This window comes from Desulfoluna sp. CYM3A (assembly GCF_056829965.1).
The window spans coordinates 2,753,919-2,774,253 of record NZ_CP186556.1; the positions used below are offsets into that span (position 1 = coordinate 2,753,919).

Genomic DNA, 20,335 nt, shown 5'->3' on the forward strand with positions numbered 1-20,335 from the left:
TTCATGGAATAGTAAGATCATGATTCCGAAGAAGGCTCCTGGCCCACCCAGGGGGCATAACGCAACCCCACGGGCTCAATGCCCGCCCGGGTAAGGGCCATCCAGATTTTCTTGGTCACGGCGTGCTGAAACCCCTGGATCTGACCGTAGTCCCGGACAAACACCGACCCGGTGTAGATGCAGCCCCACTCATGGAACCGGAACAGCACCTCGGCCCGCCGCACCCCGGTGACCGAGAGCATGGCCTCCCGCAAAATGTCTTCCACCTGCTCCGGGGGATGCACCACGTCCAGATGGACGTCGATGTCGATCTTGAAGGCCTCGTCCGGTCGGTTGTAATTGACGATGACAGCCTCGGAGGCCATGCTGTTGGGGATGTTCACCATATTGTTGTCCGACGTCCAGATCCGGGTGGTCCGCCACGTGATGTCCGAGACCTTGCCCTCGCCAAGGTCGTTGATCTTGATCCAGTCCCCGATCTGAAAGGGCCTCTCCAGGTTGATGGCGATGCCGGAAAAAATGTTGGCGATGTTCACCTGGATGGCCAGGCCGATGATCATGGTGATAACCCCCGAGGTGGCCAGGAGGCTGGTGATCTTCCGGTCAAAGACAAAGGCGAGGATCCCGAAGCACACCAGCATCCAGATGAAAATCTTCACAAATCTCCTGACGAGGTTGGGAATGCTGCGGTTGGTCTTCTGCTCCAGGGGTGTCCAGATGTAGCGCTCGATGCACCGGATCAGGAAAAATGCCGGAACACCCCACCACAAGATGTCGAACATGCGGATCACGGGCTGGAGGTGGTGGGTCTGGTGGCGCTCCAGGAACCACTGCAGGAGCATCACCTCGGTGGAGACCAGCAGAATTGCCACGGTGGCGGCCTTTATCAGAAGAAAAGACTCCCGCTTGATCCCGGGCAAAAACCCGCACAGCAACACGATTACAGAGCCGCCGAACAGATAGTTCACGGCCGCCGGCGGAAGGTTCCGGCGCAGGCGCAGCTCCCTTTTCTTGATGCGTACCCCGATCTTGAACTTGGAATAGTCCACCACCCCGGACTGGCTCTCCAGGTGGTCGGGATGGCCCAGGGATTCTTTTTTCGACACCCCCTGGGAAAAGTAGATCCCGCTCACGGCCCAGTCCTCGGAAGGTCCCAGAACCCGGGACGTCTCCATCTTCGTCCGAAGGGTCTCCGGCGGCTCCATGCCGAGAAGGTCCGTGACATAGACGAGGTTGCACCGGGGCATGGTTCGGTGCCGGAAGCCGATATTGAGCACATGCTCTCCGTACATGCGCCGATCCGAATAGGAGTCCATCATAAAACGGCCCGTGGCCTTGTACTTGCGATAGGTCATCCGCTCCGTGCGCTTTTCCGACACAAGGGGTCCCATGCTCACAGCATCGGCAGCATAGAGGAACTCAATCTCCTGGGGCTCAATGTTTCCGTGGTAGCGAAACCAGATGTACACATCCGCCAGGTAGGTCTGGGACCGGATGTCGATCTCACTGATCTTGTTGATCTGCACCCCGGTGTACACCACGTTGGTTTTGTAGAAGTACCGCCCCCCCACGCGGATCACCCGTTCCTGGGCAAGGGCCTCCCGCACATTGGGGATTTCGCTCAGGGACGGCACCTCCTGGAGCTGGACCGGAGCAGAGACCAACCGCCTGTTCTTGAACATGCCCATGGTGATGGGCTTGGACGGATCGCCGTCTGCGTTGAAATAGGTCCGCCCCGTCACCCCGGAGATCGCCTTGAAGGAAGAGTCCCGGGATGCCAGCCACTGCCGGATGCGATGCCGGTCCACGGCCAGTTCTTCCAGGTCCCCGGAGATTCCCGCCTCTAAAAGGGCCCTGTGAACCACCTTTGCCGCGTCATAGGAAAACGCCGCCCGTCGGTTGGGCTCCTCTCCGTAGGCCCTGCGGTAGGCCTCCATAAAGGCCTGGTCTTTTTCATCCGCCGTGTCAAAGATCACCCCGCTTGCCGCGTACATGCCGTCGGTGTAGTAGCCGGGGTGCTCCATCTCCTTTGGATACCGGCTGAACAATTGAAGAAACTTCGGAGACGAGAGCCCGGCCGCAAACACAATGCGGTTTTCGATGCCCCGGTCCCTGAGCAGGGTAATCAGCTTGAACCCCTCCGGAGGGTGCAGGGCGATGAACACCGCCCCGGCCTTTTCCCCGGCCCGGTCAAGCTCATCGACAATCTCTTCCAGGCGCTGGTCCAGGCCCTTGTCCTTGACGTCATATCGCCACACATAGGGCACCGTCATGCCCAGGTTGCTGGCCGCCCCCACAAACACCTCGGCAAGATTGGCCCCGTAGGCCAGGTCCTCGTGGATGACGCTCACGTGCCCCTGGCGAAACACCTTGCGCATGTAATTGGCCAGAAACCGCCCCTGAAACTCGTTGTTAAAGGTCATGCGGAAATACCAGGGGTTCCTCCGGGTCACCCGCACATCCGTGGAGGTGGGCGATATGGCCGGAATCCGATGCTGCAAGTAGACTTCCCCGCCCATGATGGAGCAGGTGCTGCTCTCATGCCCGATAACAGCCAACGCCCGATCTGCCCCGGCAATGTCACGGGCCATTTTTGCCGCCGTGTCCGCGTCATCCTCGTCGTCGTAGACATCCAGAACGATCTTCTGCCCATCCACCCCGCCTCCCCTGTTCACCGCATCCACATAGAGACGCACCCCCTGGATCACCGCCTTGCCATTGGACGCATTCCTGCCGGACAAAGGACAGACCACGGCAATGTGAAGATCGCCCCTGCCGCCTGCAAACAGAAGACAGGGGGCAAAAGCGGCCACGAACAGGGTCGAAAGGATCATGCAGCGGAATGTTTTGATGGGGGGCCTCATGGGGTGGGGGTTAGTCTGGTGGATGAGAAAATCGAGGAGAAAACGGTGAATTACATTTTGCACTTGGAAAGCGACCAAATGCGACTCAACAATCGACTTGAATCACATTCAGTTGTTTGTGAATGCCATTTTTGATCAAATATATAGTTAGGTATGCATCACAGAGTTGAGGTCAGCCCGGTGACATCACTTCTTGCTTTTTGGGAGGCTGGCAAAAATGCTGGAAAGGGATGTCGTGTCTTTCTTTTTCTTTTCAGGGGCTGTCGCAAAGAGGGTCTTACCTTTGTAATCGATGGAGGGGTTGGGTGTGTCCATGTCCCAAATTTTTGCCATGGAACCCACCATATCCCAGGCGTGCTTCCCTTTAAGCTCTTCGTCCGGCTCAACATCACGATTGGTGAATACAGGCAACTTATCCTCGGGCATACTGAGGCTCAAACTCTTCGTGTAGTCATCTTCAATTTTCTGTCTTTTCGCTTTGGTCATCGGATCGACTTTTGACGGAAGCGTCTCACGATCCCGCAACATGTCCTTGTAATTTGGTATGATCGGTTCACCGGTTTTTTCGGTTCTCGGCGGTTCCATGAAAAACTCACCGCCTTTGTTTTTCGGCTTATACCCGGCTTCAAACAAGCTGAGCATCTCTCGCCCGAGAACAGCCGTTGAATCCGGGTTCTTTTTCGTCTCTTTGGCCCGGCCAAGAAAGGCACTGTTCTTTTTCAACTGTTCATGTATCTGAAATGTCTTGTTTGAATGTATCCCCCCCGCGATAAACCCTCGTGAGAACTGAGGTGTGTAGGTGCTGATGTCAAGAAAGTTCTCTTCGCCATACTTTGCTTTCAGTTTTTTCAAAGCCTTTTGATCCAAGGAGCGATACAGATGATTAATCTTTGTTGTTTGGATAAGGCCGAAAGTATATGTCTGAAAATTGAAATGTTCTTTGGGCGTCAGCATTTTGTCCCTCGGCCCCTTTGCTTTATCAAACCTTCGTTTACGAAACCCGATGGCCTTTGAACTTCCGGTTGTCTTTTCGGTAAAGAAACTCTTGAACGGATCCCCGGGAATATACTCTTCATCATCGACCAGTTCGGTGTGGATCTCTTCCAACGTCATGTCTTTTGGATCTTTATCCCCTGCCAAGAGGTTCAACAATGCAAGGTAACTCATGCTGTCAGCATCATCCCCATCCACTGAAGCATCTTCTGGAAACTTCTTTTTCCTGGCTTTTTCAACCGCTGTTTCAATCTTATACCGTCTTTTTTGTTCATGAAGCATCATCACATAGTCAATTTCCCGATCAGTGAGGTGGTGTACGTCCCGTAATTCTTTTCGAAGCTGTTTGTGCCCGAGCCTTGTTATCGAGTAGCCGATTATCACCCTCTGAACGACCCGCGAGGACGTAGCGCCCTTCCGCCCAGCCCACCTCGTTGTCTTTGCGACACAATGCCATTACGAGCCGGCAAAGACTCGTCTTCCAGCTTCCTTTGCCCTGAAGTAGAATCGGCACATGCCATTTTGACTGGTTCCCTGGCGTCATCTGCGTATGCATACATGCTCTTGCCCCCAAAGTATAAAAATATCGTCAAAATAGAGTATTGCAGTATGGAATGCTATATACAGCTATACGAGCTGTAGGGTGCGGCATCCGCACCGTCAAAAGCCCTACGCCCGATGGACCTTCCCAGCCCTTCGCCCTGGCCATATCAAGCGTCTCCCGAACACACGCCGCCTTGTCGGCCCGTTAGTGCCAATCATTACGCCCGAAAAGAGAAGGGAAAGAGTCAGGAGGACGACCTGGATATTTCTGATGTGGTTTGATGGTTTTGGAGGCATGACCTTATGAAGGAATAAAGTGGGTGGATGGTAGTGAGTGAGGATGTAAAAATGGTTTTTTGGTGTGAGGGCGGTTTGAAGGATGGGTGTCACATGTCAAGATGCGACCCATTATCAATGTGTTCTTCGGCAGGCTACGATGTATCTTTTTTAAAATAAAATGGTTGCGTTTCGGGTTCTATGAGCTTGCTATGAAGGATGAGGAATGATTTGCCGCGTAGCGGCTTTCTTGAGCAATTGGGCTAAAAGACGTTTTTAATGGCTTTTAGATTTTGTTATGGGCTTCGTCGAATCACTGTAAGTTCAAGTGATGCTTCAAGGCGTTGCCAAAGTCTTCGTCCAACGAGCCTGTAAAATAACCCCATTTTCAGGAATGTCTCTCCAGGCTGATTTTAAAGTAAAGTTTTCAGCCGACAACACAATTTAGCGAACGAAAATACTCACGCCATATCAGAACATTATGTGACGCCGCTTGGCGGGGTAGGACCATATTTTGCTGCCATCAAGTACCCACAGATAGCTTCTAAACAGCATGCTCTTGCTCAACACCAAGCATATCGAGCCAACTTCCCATGTCGTGAACGATGGCAAAGAGTTTCCATTGCGTATCGACCTTGGCCCGCCCTCTCAGGGTAAACCGATTCAACCCCAGTGTACTCCGCTAATGTTGGCGAAGACTGGTTCTATGGTGCCCATACGCCGTACCAGAACTTGCCCTTTGGTGTATCAAAGTGTTTAATCATGCGACTGACAGGCGTATCCGTCTGGCGCATGGTATTTGTAAACGGTCACATGCCTATGCTCGACTTTTTTCCCGCGAATGCACTTGGACCGAAGTTCACAGGCTCTGCAATCCGTCTTTTTTGCCGCGTATGTGATTCCTTTTTCAGACCTTTCTGGTCTTTGAAGTCGCTGTTTTCGACGTAGAATTCATTTCCGGCCGGACAGATAAGCTTCTTCTTTTCCGGGTCGTACACAAACTCGCTGGCTTTAAAATATTTTGCCTTTTTGACGGTTTTCCGTTTATCCGTGGTCTTGTATGCCTGTCTGCTGTGGTAAAATTGGGATCTCGCTTTCGAAACTGGTTGTCCGGGATATACGCTTCGGTTTTTTCATCTTCGATCCACTTGAGCCCATCGGATGAATGAAAACCGGTATCCGCCGTTACAATGGTATCCTTGAGAGAATCGTTATCCCCTTCAGCCTGGTTCATCGTCTTACGCGCACCGTCAATCATATCCTTTAAATAAAGATGCTCAGTTGATGAACCATGGGCTTCGGCATGGGTAATAACCTGATGTAGGTCATCCGTAACAGCAATGCCAGTATAGCCCTGAATCACACCATGCGACGTGGACATCTTTGCGCTTTCGTTATCAGTCAGGTTGCTTTGAATGGGCTTGCCTTGGACTCCGATTTTTTCCTTTCCCTCGTCCAACCAAGCCTGAATCTTGTCCGCTTTCTTTTTAAGGCTTTTGACAGCTTTTTTCTCTTTTGCAGTCATATCAGACCCTTCGTCACCACCTTTATCCTGCGCCTGGTGCTTTTTGAGAATCAACTGAATAGATTTTTCGATCTTTGCCTTTTTGCGGTCGAAATCCTCACGGGTTCCGCTCCACTCTTTTGAAGCATTCGAGCTGAGCTTACAGCCGTCAATGGCAAACATCTTTTTCCCGATTAGCCCTTCCATGGAACAGATGGCAATCACTCGGGTCAAAAGAACCGAAATCTCTTGCCCATATGAAGAAATGAATTTTGCAATGGTTGTGAAATGGGGCCGGGTATCACCGGCCAGGGCGATAAAAGTCACATGACACTCACAACAAGATGCAATCTTGCGGCTGGAGATAATGCCCAGGAATGTCAGGCGGCCCCAAAATGACTGTTAAAAGGACGGCAGGGTTATAGGCATGAACGAACGTGCCGGGAATGATTTGCTCGTCGAACCGGACTGGAATAAACATCGACTGGGCTTAAGAATAACTTTTGTATCGAGCCATACTCACCTCGCTGATTTATTTGAAGAGAGCATAGTGAATATTAAGCTGTAAATATAGCTTGATATCTTAAAATTTTACTTATTCTACAGGCTCAACGGTAATGCTATGGTCAAGATCACGCTACGAAGAGCGAGCTAATGAACGCTTCTAAGCAGAGGTTACTACTTTTTGTGGATCAGCTGTTCAAGCTTCTTCAGTTTTTCTTCAAGTACGCCAAAACGTAGATTCATGGTTTCAGAGAATGATTCGATCTTACTTTCAAGCGCGTATAAACGTTTTAGCAACTCTTCAGCTGCCGGATAAGCAGTTAACCTGTTGATTACATATAGTTCCTGTTCGCGTAAAAAGTCCTGGATAATGTCTGTCTCCTGGCATAGTAGTGCGGACGTGTTTCACTGGGAACGAACGAGACCTTTCCGAATTTGTATTGGTATCGATCATGATCTACTTCTGCCTCTTTTGTGACGTCACCATAGATGGATTCTTCTATCTTCGTCATTTCACCAAGATTGGTTTTTACTACTTTATTCTTCGCAGATGAGCTTTGGTCAAATATGGTGAAGTTGAATCCGTCGGTGGCGAGCACAATCATATCATGTTGCTCTGCTTTTCAGTTTCCTTAGTGATACGAAGGCCACTTATTGTCATAGGAGCAGCCCTTTGATCGAGCACCATTTTACGTTTTTCATCGTCCTTTAGATTCATGATGGAGATCTCTACAGGCGTTTTGCCCGTGAGTTTTGTCATGGCATCTTTTGGAGCCAGCCGGTGCCCGATCCGCCATAACCAGCTGCTGTACTGGCAAGGGCTTTTTCGATTAGGGGTAGGTATAAAGAAAAGTCATCACCTACTTGCTTCCCCTTGTTGCCATAGATTAACTTACCTTTCCTCCTAGGCAAAGCGCTATTCACCAATACTTGCCTTGGTGCTTTATTGGACTTTGTGTATACCCTGACAGAGAAAGTCCTGCTGGTGGATGGGTTTCCTGCCTTTATTTCGGTTATGGTTTTCATTAGGTCCTAGGGGATTTGATAGCAATAGCCCCTATGGTGGCGACCAGCCAGCAATCTCCCAGGTAGCCCTGGTTTATTTCCAGTATATTGGCTTGTTGTTCAATGGGAAGATCCAATCGCCCCAACGCCCTTGGAAATAAAGGCTTTGACTTCAAACCTTTGGAATTCTATCTCTTCTGGTTTTATAGTATTTGTCGAAATTTTAATCTTATCTTTAATGGGCTCCTCATCACCTTGGATCTCCCCATCGTAACGTCCCTTATACTTCTCTTCGTTCATTGCCGCTCTATGCCCTTCGAAAGACTCGAAAGCATATGACAGGTATTTGTCGCCGAAAGCTTCGTCTTGAACGTACAGCTTCCAGTCTCCTTTGTACATCTCCCCCTCTGCTGTAAATCCACCATGACGTCATGATGACTTTCTGAAGTGGATCAGGAAATCCCCATAATGCTCTCCGTACCGCTCTTTTACTTTCTCATGAAACTCCTCTAAAGGCATCATTTGAATGGGGGCAGTGGTTACAAGACTTACCTTATTAGCGAACTGCTCTTTTTTATCGGCAATTCCAGGTCCAGTTTCCAAGAGGGAAAAGGTTTTCTGATTGCCTGTATGTTGATGTACAGATTTTTGGAATTGAGTTGGTTGCTGGTTTTGTGGGCTGTTTTTAGCTAATTCTTGTAGTCTTATTTGCTCACCCTGTTTTTGTTTTATTACTGATGCACTTCTACTACCCACCACTCAATCACTGGCATGTGATATCTTTTATTCTGACCAACAGAATTAGCGACCGCCCTACTTTTATTCTCTTTCGTTTTATTTTCTTGTACATACATATTTCAAACCTTTTATTTTTTTTTCGAAGATTGCTATAGGGTTCCCCTTCATTGCCTATAACAACAACAGCTCCCCCAATGGATTTTATGAGAGTGCGAAGGGGTTGAGAAGGGATCGCGTCTTGACATTTGACAAAACCAAAGCGATGGGGGCAACGTTGACTAATTTTCCGGTTTCTCATCAATATTTTTCATTCCAAGAACAATGAATGTCTGTCCCGTATTGACAATCCGGCCGCCAAACCCACGCAGGCCGCCTGACTTCAAACATTTCCCTGCAGTCGTCATCTCAATATGTCTCCACATCATTTGATTCACAAGCAATAGTGCGCAGAACTCGTCCTGAAGGATCTGGCTGCATCGGTGGGATTAGAGGAAAACAGTTCGTATGTTAGGTGATTGGGTTGATTGATACGGGTTCAATTTATCGTTAAGAGAAAAGTCTTTTTTATTAGTATTGATTAGGACTATATAAACGTCCGCAGAAAGTTTAGTTAGACAATTTTTCATATACTGAGATGTATCCATAGCCTGTTGTTTCCTCTACACCACTTGCCGATAACAGATCACCTGAAGGCGACTATCTCCTACCGCGTTACATCCACAGCGCCCTGCCCGGACCCACCCCTCCTGCCCGTCATCGGTGCGAACCCAGTGGTGGGATTTTGTGAGGAGCTTGCGCTTAAATCGGTTGCCTGCCCTGTTTTCATCGAGAACGGTGAGCGTTGCGTCCGGGCCAGGTCCCGGATCTTGGAGTGCCTGGCGTTATCCCGCCGCAAGGCCCCCGCCGCGTTCATCACACCGACACGGTGCCCCGCTTCCATGGCGATCTCCGCCATGGGGTTGGTGATATCCTCCCCCCTCCTCCGGCGACCGCATCCACATACGCCCTCACATCCGGTACCATCGCAAATGCTGCGTAGCCAGCCTTAAATCCTGCGCTCACCTTGGCCCAGTTGCGGTTGATCAGGGCAATGAAGTCGTTAAAGAAATCAGCGTTATCTGCGTCGGCGGCTACCCGGTCGGCTGTATCAAACTCTGACTCCCCGGGCTGCTTTGCCACCAGCGCCGTCACGTTGATGCCGTAAAACCCCTCAAGCATCGTTTGGAGTTTACCCGCCAACCCGATATGGGTGTCGTTGATCACAGCCCACGCCTCCCCAGCCCCCTCGGTTTTCTTCACGCTCGGCCCCTGGGCGCCCCGGACGGTAAAGGCCGCACCGGGCCACGCCTTCTTGATGGACTGGGCGACCTCGGTCATCACCGATTTGTCCACGGCAGCGTAATTCCCACCGGGGCTCTCCTTGCTCCCCGCGTAGCAGGAAGTGAAAACTATGTTATGGCCTCCTGTCCACATCCTCTGTGGAGCGATCGTCAGCTTGTCGGCGATCTGCCGTCCGTGCAGTCGGAGTGCCCCGGCTTGCCGTGCCCCACAAAGGCAATAGTTTCACCACCTCCAAGGTTGCTGAAGTCGGCGTTTTTGAATTCCTGAAATCTCCGCAACTTGGCGACCAAAGGCAATTGAGTTGTACTCCACCGTGTCGGTCTTCCGGGGGTTGTCGGCCGTCAAAACCACCCGCCGCTGGGCCACCGGCTCCCCTGCCATCGCCAACATCTCCGCACTTCGGGGCGGACGCCGCCGGTCCGCTATGGCCAAGCCCTCTTTTCGCTGCGCTGAAGCAGGCTTACTCTCCTGATCGTCCTTCTCTTGTACCCTGTACATCATCGCCTCCTGGCTTCCGCCGTCAGGCCCACAAGGGGTTGCCCGTCAGCAGATAGTTTGCGCGTGCACTCTTGATTATGAAGCTGAGATCCTTGACCTTGAAATCGTCTCCCAGCAATGCGTTCACCTTGGCGATGCGCCTGTTGACCCTGCCCACCTCGCTTACCGACCACGCCCGGTTGGAAGTTCGTTGATCCCCTTGACGACGAGCTTTGCCTTGGCCGCGAAGTCATCGTCGTCCTGCATAATGCCCGTCTTGTAATTATCGAGGGAGCGTTTGATCTGGCTCAGCTTGCTGCGGACATCATTGTTGGCATTGACCTTCTGCGCATTTTTGGCAAGGGTCGCCGCGGCCCCTGCCATAGCAGGCATCACACCGCCGAGCTTTGTAAAATCGAAGGAGGGATAAGAGTGCCTCGGAGATATAACAGAAAGAGGACTTGGGGAACGTCTTGTTTAGGACATGGCCGGTCTGCTTAGAGGATGTGATGTCGACGATACCCTTATGGCTCCGTGGGTGATGACAAAATCGGGCCGCGCGCTCCCGGAAACAACCTGGGAGGTTGCCGCAGCGGGCTTTGCAGCGGTGACTTGATCTTCGATGACATAGCCGGTGGCCGTCGCTTCAGCTCTATCGCCCCAGCCGTCCGTTATCCAAGTTGGCGAAGTTGCCATTGCTGCACCCGGGAAAGTTCGCCTGGTTAAGGGCCACCGCCCCTACGGGTTTTACCGAATCACTGAGCCGCTTCAAGTGTTCTGATAGGCGGTCTCGTTGCCGTGTTGAGGGCCTTGGCGTCATTTATAATGTTCCGTGTCCGTCGAAAGGGGCGCCTTGGGTGTTTTGAAGGTGATCAGCTTTCGCTGGGCCACCGGCTGCACACTGCTCCCCGGACTTTTGTATACCGCTCTTTTCATACGCATCCCCCCCCTTGGTAAAGCTGCCCCAATAAATAGAGGTCGTGCCTTGGCATCTAACAAAAACAAGACGAAGAGTCTTCAACATGAATCACATCTCAAGCAAAATCATCATGACGCGCGCCTCTAAAGCCAACGCAAACCGCCCAGCTCTTTACCTCGACCATTTCTGCACAACCGCCATATCAACATGTGGTAAAAACGACTCATGGAGGGTCAGTAGTGCGCAGAGCGCACCCTACAAAAGGCTACTGATTCGATCTGTATAAGACAAACTATGGGCATGTTATCGATAGGGATAGGTGATATAAGTTTGGTTTATCGTCAACAAAAATGCCTTCATTTTCACCGTTTATGGAAGAATCCCCTTAAGGCAGTAAAATTCACTTAGGCGATTTGTCTAATGTAAGAACGCCAACCCTTACGCTCACCTTCTCAGAAGCGGAGAGGCTACGCTTTCCCCTTTGAATGCCCAGTCACCCCACCTGCCGGGTAGCATAGGGAATCACGGATTCGATCATACGGCTCAACCACGCCTTCATGCAAATGTACCAGAAATCCTTATCTTCATAAGCCGCTTGAGATAGCCGCAGTGGTAACGTCACCTTCAATATGTTGCAATGCATTGGAATAATTCTGTGGATCTTTGACCTGGTTATTATCGATATCCAGAGTCCCCAACTGCTGTGCCTTTACATAATCCAGAGTCATCTCACCCTGATTAGCAACAAGGAACCGATTGATGACCTGCTGACAATGACCGCAGGGAAGACGACGTCCGGCTAAGGAGAGGTGGCGCTGGGTAAATCCTTTTGAAAGAACCTGACGAATAAACCGTGCCAACAGGATAATCTCGGCATGGGAGTGAGCGGAAAAGGGCGTCGGATTTACGATATACTTCGTGTGTTCCCCATCGACGCCTTGATTGAAATTGATTTTTTTCCGCCCCCCAGATCAGGCGCCCTGTTATTCGTATGGTTGGTGTTGCCGGTCGTAAAAATATAGTCCCCTGCTTTCATGCTCTGAAATTCCTGCCCCCAATGAGCCCCTTAACATCCCAGCCTATTTGCTCAACTCTCCCAGTAATGCCAGATCCTGCTCCCGAGAACCGCTCAGACCAGAAGGTCCCCTTCATTGGGTAATGGGATCGTTCTGCGCCACGTGATCATTTCCAAAGTCTGTACGTTTCAGTACTTGCTGTCAACTCTTTAAGAAGTGCCTTTAACTCAGCAATCTGGACCCCTCTGGCTGTCTGACCTGAGTGACCGTTGTCTTCATTCTCGTCCCATTTCAAATCCCGAAACAGACGAAACTCATCTTCTGACTCATACATATTACCGTTAAAGGAAACTTTGTATTGAATAGGTAAAGTGGATTGACGGGTTCTTCTGAACCTTGAACTCCCCATTTGAAGAAGAGGCCGCGGACGTCACTCTCATCCCCCCACTTGCCCTCCTTGTCCCGACCATTTGAGCAGGAGACATTCGTGCCCCCATGCTGTCGTCCCTTTAGAGTATAACTCACATCTCCCTTGAGCCGTACGTAAGTAAACAGAGTAATCAAGAGACCTAATCCACAGGACCAAAACCAAAAAAACCTGTGAAGATAGGTCGCGTCTTGATGTTTAACAAAATGTAGACAAAAGTCTTCAAAGTCAAAATCCCCAAGCGAAATCATAGGGTACGGTCCCCGGTACCATCAGTCATCACGCAGACCAACGGCCTCTCTCAACCATTACCCCGCAATCGCCATCTCAAAATGTGGTCCATTCGGTTCATGCTCGGCTGTTGGTGCGCAGAGCGCACCCAACAGGATATTGCTGCATCGGCGGGATTAGAGAATAACAGTCTGTGTGTTAATTGATTGGATTGGGTGATACGGATTTGATTTGTCATTAAGAGAAATGCCGTCATAATTGCCGTTCATGAAGATTCTGAAATGCCAGTGGAAGACTATCATAGGTAACTTGTCCAATGTCAACACGCGACCCCATCTCACTTCTCACAATGCATTATGGAAGAGAAAGCGCTTTGCTTGCCCTATTCGGACTAAGCGGACCAGTCCATCCGGGGTATGTTTGATCATCTTTGGACAATACGGTTATTACTTCATCACCAACTGTTTGGAATACAGCAGTTCCTTTAGGCGCAACAAAACTGAGATTTTTACCATTTAAGGTCGTCCCACAGGGATCGAGTCCAGATGGCAGGAGAGCAGATATAATGTTAAATTATTATCCGAAATAATATCAGCAAACCGATCAAGGTCAATGTCGTCTCCTACAGTACCTGCCACAGCCAAAGGGCCATCTTTATCTCCATGACTCAGCAATACGAAGCTGCTATTTTCTTCTAAATCCGTCATCGAATTCCAAAAAACATCTGGATCTTCAGTTAATGCTGTGCATGTATACCCTTTCCTTTCCATGACTCTTAACGTATCTCTTGTTGTTGAAGCATCGTCATACAAAAAAAGTTTAGCCATTTTAGCCTCCATGATTAATTAAATTGACAGCACACCCTGTTCCCAAATCAATGGAGGTAAGCGTTGCCTGATTTTGCGGTTTTCTCATCCATATTTTGGTCGAAGGGGTTGGAGTAACCCCTCCTTTGAATCTCAAAACAACTCTCTACTACTTAAATTCAAGGTGAAAATACCCGTAGTTGTCGGCATTCGTAACGGCTTTATTCGGGTGATCTGTCTTAGGGGTGGTGCACTTCACCGTGCCGTAGGCCACGACATTGGTATCGGGATTTTTCTATCCTCCGTATCTGCCACAATATGGGATACTTCATGAATAATTGTATTGTACTGTTCATCCGTATTGCCGTTAAAAAAAGCATCGCCAATTTTAACAGTATACCCTGAGTCAATGATCTGTTTGACACTCTGAATACTCCAGCCTCCGGGAGGCCTGAGTGCTGCGCCATAATTATTGGGGTCTCCGGACACCCTCTTCCAAGTTATCTTTTGGGAATGAAGCGCGTAATTAACAATATTTACGACCGTCCATACCTTGGTAAACGCATCTTTCTGCTACTGCCCCGAACCACTTGGCATAGGCTGGAGTTAAAGCCTGGTCCCATTTTTTATCTTTGATGTTGTCTTTCCATGCTTTATCCGACAATTCCAATGCCTTGGTGACGGCGTTCACAAGTTTCACCCGCTCTGACACACTAAAGTCTTCATACGTCACTGCCATGTTTACTCCTCCTCATCTTTTTTTGTGTTGTATTGTGTTATAGGATGACCTGTTCCTTAGCTAACATTCGACCGTTGCCAGGTTCCATTGGAAAAAGGGGAAAGCCTCCACATATAAAATAAATAGCCCTACCCAATCCCATAAAATTTTGCTCTCAAACGGCATCCTCGACACCCACAACCCATATCGCCTCGTCACTATTGCCGTCAGCGATGGTCGTCAGGTAGTTGTCACCTGCGGTCCGGTGCCAGGCGAGGTAAGCTTTGTCGGTGTAGTGATGATTTTTGATCCGCACCCGGTCACCGGCCCGGATCTCTTCACCATCTTCCAGATTGATCTTCTCCAGGGTCCAGCCCTGTTTGGAGGTGTCGTAGTCTTTGGTGTAGTAGTAAAGGGACGGGGTGGCCCAGGCGCCGAGAAAACAGTAATTACCGGTTGCTGATTCGTTGGTTTTGATCTTGATGGATTCACCATGCCGGGCTACATACCGTGAGTCTTCGTTGTCGGCATGGATAAGCGAGACGGTGATGGCGGCTGTGCGCATTTTGGGGAAATACTGGGTGGATGGAAAGAGTGATTCCTCTTGCATGGCGCCGATGAACTGGCCGTTGCCACCTTGCAGGGTCACATCGCTGGTGCGGTATTGGACGGGTACCCCGCCGGGCATGGGGCCCTCTTCCAGGTCCCACTCCACCTGGGTGGCGATGGTGGTCAGGTACTGATAGCCGTCGCCATGCTGATAGGCGGCCAGGTAGGGTTTGTCGGTAAAATTTTGATTCTTGACGTATACCCGATCACCCGGTCGGATCACGTCGTCCTCGCTGAGGTCGCTCTTTTCGATGATCCAGCGCTGTTTGTTGACCGAATAATCCTTGGTGTAATAGTAGAGGGCCGGCGTCTCCCAGGCTCCCAGGAAGGCGTATTCACCGACAGCATCTTCGGTGGTTTTGATCTCCGTCACCGCCCCGGAGCGAAGCGGGCCACCGTCCGGTTTGATCATCTTGTGGGTCAGGCCCATGTTGCTCATGCGTGGATAGTACTGGGAACTGCCGATGCCATAGGCGCTTTCGGACATCTTGCCGATGCAGGCGCCGTCCCGGTTGCGAAACCGCATGCTGACGGTGTTGGGCCCCTCGTCGCCGGACAGAAAGAAAAGCCCCTGGCTCTCCAGATGGCCATGGACCAGTCCCAGATGGTCCACAGCCGCCCGATTGAACCGGTAATAGGACGTACCGGCTTTGTCGCTGCTGGCGAGGTATTCATTCAACCACTGCATGCGCTCGAACGTTTCAGGTACATCCAGCGCCTGCCCGTCCACAAGGATGCGACCGATATTTTTTCTCCAGGCCTCACACTGATCGGGCTCACGGGTGTCCAGAATCTCGCGTATCACCTGTTCGGTGGCATTGTCCAACGGGGCGTAGGTCTCCACAGTAAAGGGGGTGCGGTTGCGAACGCTGGTCATGGCTTGGACCATCTGCTTGAACGCCTGCATAAAAAAGTCGCGATTGTCCTTGATGATGGGTTGCCCGGACCATTGGGGCTGGTAACGGTACGCCATGTAGGGATAGTCCGGCAGGTGCCCCATGCGCCCGTGGCCGAGATAGGCGTAGGAGTTGTACGCCGGGAGAGCCGGGGTGGCGATCTCCGGGTTGAACAGATCCCCCAGAGGCCAGACACGTTTCCAGGCAACCTCCTGCTCGGATCCGTCGGGAGCGATGCTTATCACCGTTTCACCTGCATTGTTCATGAACCAGGCAGGAATACCCGCATAATAACAATGGGCCCAGGTGTCGCACAAAATATGCATACGCAGGCCGAGCATCTGCAGATTGTCGGCGTGTGCCTCCACCACATTGTTGATCATCTCTCCAAGGAGAAGGCTGTTGGGCAAGCATATCAGCTTAAACTTCTGCTCCGACTCCCGGTTGAACACCCAGTGGTTGGTCCAACCGTGATCCTCCATGGGCCCGGTATACCCAACCGTGTGGTCATGCCCGTAGTTGCCGGGTAGAAAGTGAAAGGGAATCCAGACGCTCATGGTTTCGTCCAGGTGAGTACCCGACCAGGCAATGGTATTGTATTTGACGATCTCCTCATTGGTCTGCACGGTGGGAACCATCTCAAAATCACCGATATGGGGTTGTCCGGCCTCATTCTGCAACAACGAACGGTCGGACTCGTCCACATACTGTGCGGCGTGGGCGATGGTCTGGGCTTCTGAAAAGCTGTAACCGGCAATGCGTGCGGCGGTGTATGTTGCGTAGTAATGAAAATCGATATTCATATCTCGTCTCCTTCTTGGTAGACGTCACGAAAACGATTTGTCGTCCTTGCATTTTACTTCTGACAGCTCGAATATTTCACGAATCGAGTGCCCATATGTAGCGCATGAAAATTGCCGGTGGGGTGGTTCAGATAAAAGATGGGCACGCTCCGCTTTGCCCATCCTACATGGCAATGAAAGCAATTTTTGGTCACAGGAAGAGAGATAAATAGACGAAACATTCCACACCGGCCCACATCAAGACTGGCGGTTGCGTTCTCCCCACCGAATAAGCCAGCGCAGACCGCCAGGTACGTTCTTTTTTCGTTGAATCCCCGTCATATCTCCACGATGATCCAGTCATCCCAATCGATGCGATCCCGGCATATGGGGCATGTGTCCCGGGTCTTATACCACTCCCGAAGGCACTCTTCGTGGAACGGATGGGCCACTGTCTCCCCGGTGGCGTCGGAGTCATGGGTTCTGATGTTGTCGCCCTTCTGGAATTTTTTCAGGCATATCGTGCAGGTTGTCATGGGAATCTCCTTTTGTGGGGTTTACTAAAAAGTACATGGATTGGAATCACCACAGTCCGGCATTGGCGCTGTCATTGAGCATGGCTTTTCCCGCCAGGGCTTCGATCAATTCTAATTTTCTTTGATCGTCCGCATTTTCCCACTCCGCCCTCAGGTCGGCATACTCACCATCGGTAGCGCTTCTCCTTTCACAGGCAAAATCATCAAATGCCTCACCGGGATCCGGGTGCAGGGGCCTGGCGGTGGGACCAACCACAAGGTTTCCGGGCAGCCATGACAACAAACCGGCAAACTCTTCCAAGGCTTCGCCATTTCGTACAAGGATCTGGTTGATCAGCCCGTCGCCACCGGCAAGAACCTTTGCCTGCCCGGTCCCTCCCCATCCCCCCAGGTTTGCCGCCTGTAGGCTGGCGGCATCATAGTGGTCAAAAACAGCCTGGATTCTGGCCTGCTCATTGATGATGTAATCCCGCCCCACCGCACACACCTGGCCCCAAGGGATAAGATGGTGCCTTGCGTTCTGGCCGACAGCACCGGGTAAAATGTCGTCGAAAGGGTAAGCGGGTCTTGCACCACACATCGGCATGGTTGTTACCTCCATTTTTGGGTTTAGGAAAAGTCAGGGGGCATGGATGGTGATTCGTTGCATGATCGACATCGCGACAACGGTTCTGAGGCGGGAGCAATCTGGTGCACGAAGTGCACCCTACAGGCTGGAGAGGATTCAGTGGGATGTGGTGTGGGATGTTGCTATGGCGGTGCGCACGGCGCGCCCTGCGGGGTATCGTAAATTCGCTGCGGTTCAGACGGTTCTACTCACTATTCACTCCTGGCCATTCACCACCAGCCACTTACATGGACTCAAGCCCATGGGTGCCCGCCCATAATTTGGCGGTTTCCGTGTTGGTGACATAGGTGTTGTTGTTGCTTGCCGTAATGGATTTGCAGTGGGTGATCACAATCTTGCCGTCCGCCTTTTTGAAGGGAGACAGGGCCACTCCGGCATAGTCCACTTTCTGGTAGACGGCACCGCCGTACTTGTCTTTAAGGCTTTTAATCCGCCGCTCCGTGTTGTCATTGGGCTCCTTGCCCTTCACGTAGAGGTACTGGATCTCCTTGTTAGCGGGGGTCAGAAGGCCTGAGACGGCAAAATTCCTGTTCAAGAGGGTATCTGTCTCTCCGTCGCTGGAGACATGGGCGAAGATCACTCTTAGCATTTGTGCTTCGTCCACGCGGATAAAGGCAAAGCAGCTCCCCAGGCTGTCCGTGCCCAAGGATACCGTCACCGGCATCTGGTTTTCTGAGTAGTGTCCCCAGGACACCCCGAAGGCATTCACACTGTTTTCACTCTTCTGCTCGACAATCATGGTGTTCTCCTTAATTTGGTTGATTAAAGAAACGGCATCAATAGGCCAGAATCGCATCGTAAAAGCATCGGACGTCGTCGCACAGCTGATCAAAGGCCAGGGCTGTCTGAATTTTCATCAGCACCCGGGCTTTGGGATCTTCGTCCAGGGGGCGACGGGGAAGACTCAACCGGTCGCAAATCCGGTGGACCTTGGCAACATATTCCACGGGAATGCGGTGTTCCCTCATAAACGATTCAGACATGGGGTTGTCGGCGACCCACCGCGCGTAGATAACAGGAACGATGGTGTTGAACCAGACGCTGGAGCCACAGGGAAGTCCGGTGACGTCGAACCCGCCGAGTGTGGCCCCGCGCTGCTTGAGAAAATGAAGGCATTGAAGCACCATGTTGCGGCCTTCATGCGGATAATGGGGGCCGTCGCCATAGGGGGTGTAACTGCCTTTCATGAAATCGCGGTCCACGGTGACATGGAACAGGTAATTTTCCAGGGGCTCCCCTAAGTCCAGGCTTTTGCGCAGGGCGTTGTCCAGCAAAATCTTCTGGGAAAGATCCACCTTCTCCTGATACCGAATGCCGCCGAGCCCCCAGGAGACCACGTTGGCGATGGTGCTGCCCAGGCCCAGGACCACGTACCGGGACACGGGATGATCCCGATGAAGGGTCTTGTCGTCCGGGCGCGGTCGCAAGGCCTGGCCCCAGTTCTGGCAGCAGATGGAGTCTGCATCCGGGTTGAAGGCTTCATAGTCCTTGTGATTGTCGAAGTTAATGACCACCCGGCGCCACGCCTTGTCCTCGTGGCCTCGAAAGCCCTTGTTGGCAAGGATGTAGGCCATATGATGGGCGCTGTTGTGATCCACAACGGAAAAAAGCGGATTGGCGATATCCGTCAGGATGGGCCGGTTTTCCTTGAACATGGCCCCCCCCAGAAAGGTATCCCGGTATGCCTGGAACGGCACGTTGCCGTGGGAGCCGCCGGTGACCCGGTGGGTAAACTCAATATCCCCCTTGGTCTGGGAAGCCCTGAGCCTGAACCCGTCTCTGTGATAGGCGGTGTAGTTCCACCTATTTTCTTCGTAAGCCCCCCACACGGCAAAATCAAACCGATCCTTGCCGAAAAATCGCTCGGACCACAGGTCCAGATAGGTTTCGAACCCATATTCATCGATGGGTTTGAAGTCGCCTTGCAGGTTCCGGATATCCGGAATGTCGTCACAAGCTTTGAAATACGCCCTCCGGACCTTCATGATGGCCTCCTTCGTCAGCACACCGATTCCGAGGATGTCTGCCCTCCCCATCCAATGAGCCCTGCGCTCAAAACGCCGCGCCCCATGGTCACAAGGCCGTTATGTCCCTTCATCGGCCTCGTCCGCCCCGGACGGAGGGGAATCCTCATGGGGCTTCTCCCCTGTTCCCTGGAAAACCATGGTAGCCGACGCCGAAAGAAAGCCGAGGATGGCCCCCAGGACAATGTGAAAGGAGTGGGCGGCAAAGGACTGCTGATCCCGCGAGGCCTTGGTGGCCTCATCGATCATGGAGGTCAACAGCTTGCTGTACTCCCCGTGGGTCAGGTCCCATGCCCCGCCCGGGTCGGCCTCTGCCTTTACCCTGACTTTCTGCAGCTCTGCGATGATCCGGCCCGTGGTCTCCGTGGGGTCGTTCACCCCGGTGTTCCCGAAGGCAGCCCACCCGATTCCCGCCAGGATGAGTACGTTGATGAACAAAATGAGGCACCACACAACAGACGGCCTGAAACATGTTTTCTGGTTCATGGTATTTCCCTT

20 protein-coding genes are annotated in these 20,335 nt (G+C 51.7%); 1 reads left to right on the plus strand and 19 read right to left on the minus strand.

The window, feature by feature from the left end:
* Nucleotides 1-17: 17 nt before the first annotated feature.
* From ACOYW1_RS14005 to ACOYW1_RS14040, 8 genes are all read right to left on the minus strand, one after another.
* Nucleotides 18-2,927, minus strand: coding sequence for an ABC transporter substrate-binding protein (locus ACOYW1_RS14005; protein ID WP_482423279.1), 2,910 nt, complete (start codon nt 2,925-2,927; stop codon nt 18-20).
* A 123-nt stretch (nt 2,928-3,050) separates the two neighbouring features.
* Complete coding sequence (locus ACOYW1_RS14010; protein ID WP_482423280.1) at nt 3,051-4,145, minus strand: hypothetical protein; 1,095 nt, start codon at nt 4,143-4,145, stop codon at nt 3,051-3,053.
* Between the two features lie 1,438 nt (nt 4,146-5,583).
* On the minus strand, nt 5,584-6,507 hold the full coding sequence (locus ACOYW1_RS14015) for a transposase (protein ID WP_482423281.1): 924 nt from the start codon (nt 6,505-6,507) through the stop codon (nt 5,584-5,586).
* A 933-nt stretch (nt 6,508-7,440) separates the two neighbouring features.
* Complete coding sequence (locus tag ACOYW1_RS14020; RefSeq protein WP_482423282.1) at nt 7,441-7,710, minus strand: hypothetical protein; 270 nt, start codon at nt 7,708-7,710, stop codon at nt 7,441-7,443.
* Nucleotides 7,710-7,865 carry a C2 family cysteine protease gene (locus ACOYW1_RS14025; RefSeq protein ID WP_482423283.1) on the minus strand — a complete coding sequence of 52 codons (156 nt, stop codon included), beginning with the start codon at nt 7,863-7,865 and terminating at the stop codon, nt 7,710-7,712. The genes ACOYW1_RS14020 and ACOYW1_RS14025 overlap by 1 nt, the downstream gene beginning before the upstream one ends.
* On the minus strand, nt 7,810-8,088 hold the full coding sequence (locus tag ACOYW1_RS14030) for a hypothetical protein (protein ID WP_482423901.1): 279 nt from the start codon (nt 8,086-8,088) through the stop codon (nt 7,810-7,812). The genes ACOYW1_RS14025 and ACOYW1_RS14030 overlap by 56 nt, the downstream gene beginning before the upstream one ends.
* 30 nt (nt 8,089-8,118) lie before the next feature.
* Nucleotides 8,119-8,445 (minus strand): hypothetical protein, encoded by a 327-nt coding sequence (locus tag ACOYW1_RS14035; RefSeq protein ID WP_482423284.1) that lies wholly within the window; start codon nt 8,443-8,445, stop codon nt 8,119-8,121.
* Nucleotides 8,446-9,339: 894 nt separating this feature from the next.
* Entirely contained in the window at nt 9,340-9,819 is a 480-nt protein-coding gene (locus tag ACOYW1_RS14040) for a hypothetical protein (protein WP_482423285.1), read from the minus strand.
* A gap of 250 nt (nt 9,820-10,069) precedes the next feature.
* On the opposite strand from ACOYW1_RS14040, the gene ACOYW1_RS14045 reads away from it, so the two are divergent.
* Complete coding sequence (locus ACOYW1_RS14045; RefSeq protein WP_482423286.1) at nt 10,070-10,240, plus strand: hypothetical protein; 171 nt, start codon at nt 10,070-10,072, stop codon at nt 10,238-10,240.
* Between the two features lie 48 nt (nt 10,241-10,288).
* Here ACOYW1_RS14045 and ACOYW1_RS14050 read toward each other — a convergent pair whose 3' ends face one another.
* From ACOYW1_RS14050 to ACOYW1_RS14100, 11 genes are all read right to left on the minus strand, one after another.
* Complete coding sequence (locus ACOYW1_RS14050; RefSeq protein ID WP_482423287.1) at nt 10,289-10,423, minus strand: hypothetical protein; 135 nt, start codon at nt 10,421-10,423, stop codon at nt 10,289-10,291.
* Between the two features lie 5 nt (nt 10,424-10,428).
* Nucleotides 10,429-10,638: a hypothetical protein gene (locus ACOYW1_RS14055; protein ID WP_482423288.1), complete on the minus strand. Its 210-nt coding sequence runs from the start codon at nt 10,636-10,638 to the stop codon at nt 10,429-10,431.
* A 1,110-nt stretch (nt 10,639-11,748) separates the two neighbouring features.
* Entirely contained in the window at nt 11,749-12,024 is a 276-nt protein-coding gene (locus tag ACOYW1_RS14060) for a hypothetical protein (RefSeq protein ID WP_482423289.1), read from the minus strand.
* A gap of 1,329 nt (nt 12,025-13,353) precedes the next feature.
* Nucleotides 13,354-13,665 carry a hypothetical protein gene (locus ACOYW1_RS14065; RefSeq protein ID WP_482423290.1) on the minus strand — a complete coding sequence of 104 codons (312 nt, stop codon included), beginning with the start codon at nt 13,663-13,665 and terminating at the stop codon, nt 13,354-13,356.
* A 505-nt stretch (nt 13,666-14,170) separates the two neighbouring features.
* Nucleotides 14,171-14,383: a hypothetical protein gene (locus tag ACOYW1_RS14070; protein WP_482423291.1), complete on the minus strand. Its 213-nt coding sequence runs from the start codon at nt 14,381-14,383 to the stop codon at nt 14,171-14,173.
* A 154-nt stretch (nt 14,384-14,537) separates the two neighbouring features.
* Nucleotides 14,538-16,670, minus strand: a complete 2,133-nt coding sequence (locus tag ACOYW1_RS14075; RefSeq protein ID WP_482423292.1) for a DUF6765 family protein — start codon at nt 16,668-16,670, stop codon at nt 14,538-14,540.
* A 317-nt stretch (nt 16,671-16,987) separates the two neighbouring features.
* Complete coding sequence (locus ACOYW1_RS14080; RefSeq protein ID WP_180141788.1) at nt 16,988-17,185, minus strand: RING finger domain-containing protein; 198 nt, start codon at nt 17,183-17,185, stop codon at nt 16,988-16,990.
* A gap of 46 nt (nt 17,186-17,231) precedes the next feature.
* The gene (locus ACOYW1_RS14085; protein ID WP_482423293.1) at nt 17,232-17,771 is read right to left on the minus strand and encodes a hypothetical protein; all 540 of its coding nucleotides are present in this window, start codon (nt 17,769-17,771) and stop codon (nt 17,232-17,234) included.
* A gap of 265 nt (nt 17,772-18,036) precedes the next feature.
* Nucleotides 18,037-18,552: a hypothetical protein gene (locus ACOYW1_RS14090; RefSeq protein WP_482423294.1), complete on the minus strand. Its 516-nt coding sequence runs from the start codon at nt 18,550-18,552 to the stop codon at nt 18,037-18,039.
* 37 nt (nt 18,553-18,589) lie between these two features.
* The gene (locus tag ACOYW1_RS14095) at nt 18,590-19,798 is read right to left on the minus strand and encodes a hypothetical protein (RefSeq protein ID WP_482423295.1); all 1,209 of its coding nucleotides are present in this window, start codon (nt 19,796-19,798) and stop codon (nt 18,590-18,592) included.
* Nucleotides 19,799-19,897: 99 nt separating this feature from the next.
* Complete coding sequence (locus ACOYW1_RS14100; RefSeq protein WP_482423296.1) at nt 19,898-20,323, minus strand: hypothetical protein; 426 nt, start codon at nt 20,321-20,323, stop codon at nt 19,898-19,900.
* Nucleotides 20,324-20,335: the final 12 nt, after the last annotated feature.

Bases quoted from the DNA above. Each gene is read 5' to 3' on its own strand.
- ACOYW1_RS14075 (WP_482423292.1), bottom strand. From the start codon at position 16,670: ATGAATATCGATTTTCATTACTACGCAACATACACCGCCGCACGCATT.
- ACOYW1_RS14100 (WP_482423296.1), bottom strand. From the start codon at position 20,323: ATGAACCAGAAAACATGTTTCAGGCCGTCTGTTGTGTGGTGCCTCATT.
- ACOYW1_RS14070 (WP_482423291.1), bottom strand. From the start codon at position 14,383: ATGGCAGTGACGTATGAAGACTTTAGTGTGTCAGAGCGGGTGAAACTT.
- ACOYW1_RS14065 (WP_482423290.1), bottom strand. From the start codon at position 13,665: ATGGCTAAACTTTTTTTGTATGACGATGCTTCAACAACAAGAGATACG.
- ACOYW1_RS14055 (WP_482423288.1), bottom strand. From the start codon at position 10,638: ATGCCTGCTATGGCAGGGGCCGCGGCGACCCTTGCCAAAAATGCGCAG.
- ACOYW1_RS14085 (WP_482423293.1), bottom strand. From the start codon at position 17,771: ATGCCGATGTGTGGTGCAAGACCCGCTTACCCTTTCGACGACATTTTA.
- ACOYW1_RS14090 (WP_482423294.1), bottom strand. From the start codon at position 18,552: ATGATTGTCGAGCAGAAGAGTGAAAACAGTGTGAATGCCTTCGGGGTG.
- ACOYW1_RS14080 (WP_180141788.1), bottom strand. From the start codon at position 17,185: ATGACAACCTGCACGATATGCCTGAAAAAATTCCAGAAGGGCGACAAC.
- ACOYW1_RS14095 (WP_482423295.1), bottom strand. From the start codon at position 19,798: ATGAAGGTCCGGAGGGCGTATTTCAAAGCTTGTGACGACATTCCGGAT.
- ACOYW1_RS14030 (WP_482423901.1), bottom strand. From the start codon at position 8,088: ATGTACAAAGGAGACTGGAAGCTGTACGTTCAAGACGAAGCTTTCGGC.
- ACOYW1_RS14020 (WP_482423282.1), bottom strand. From the start codon at position 7,710: ATGAAAACCATAACCGAAATAAAGGCAGGAAACCCATCCACCAGCAGG.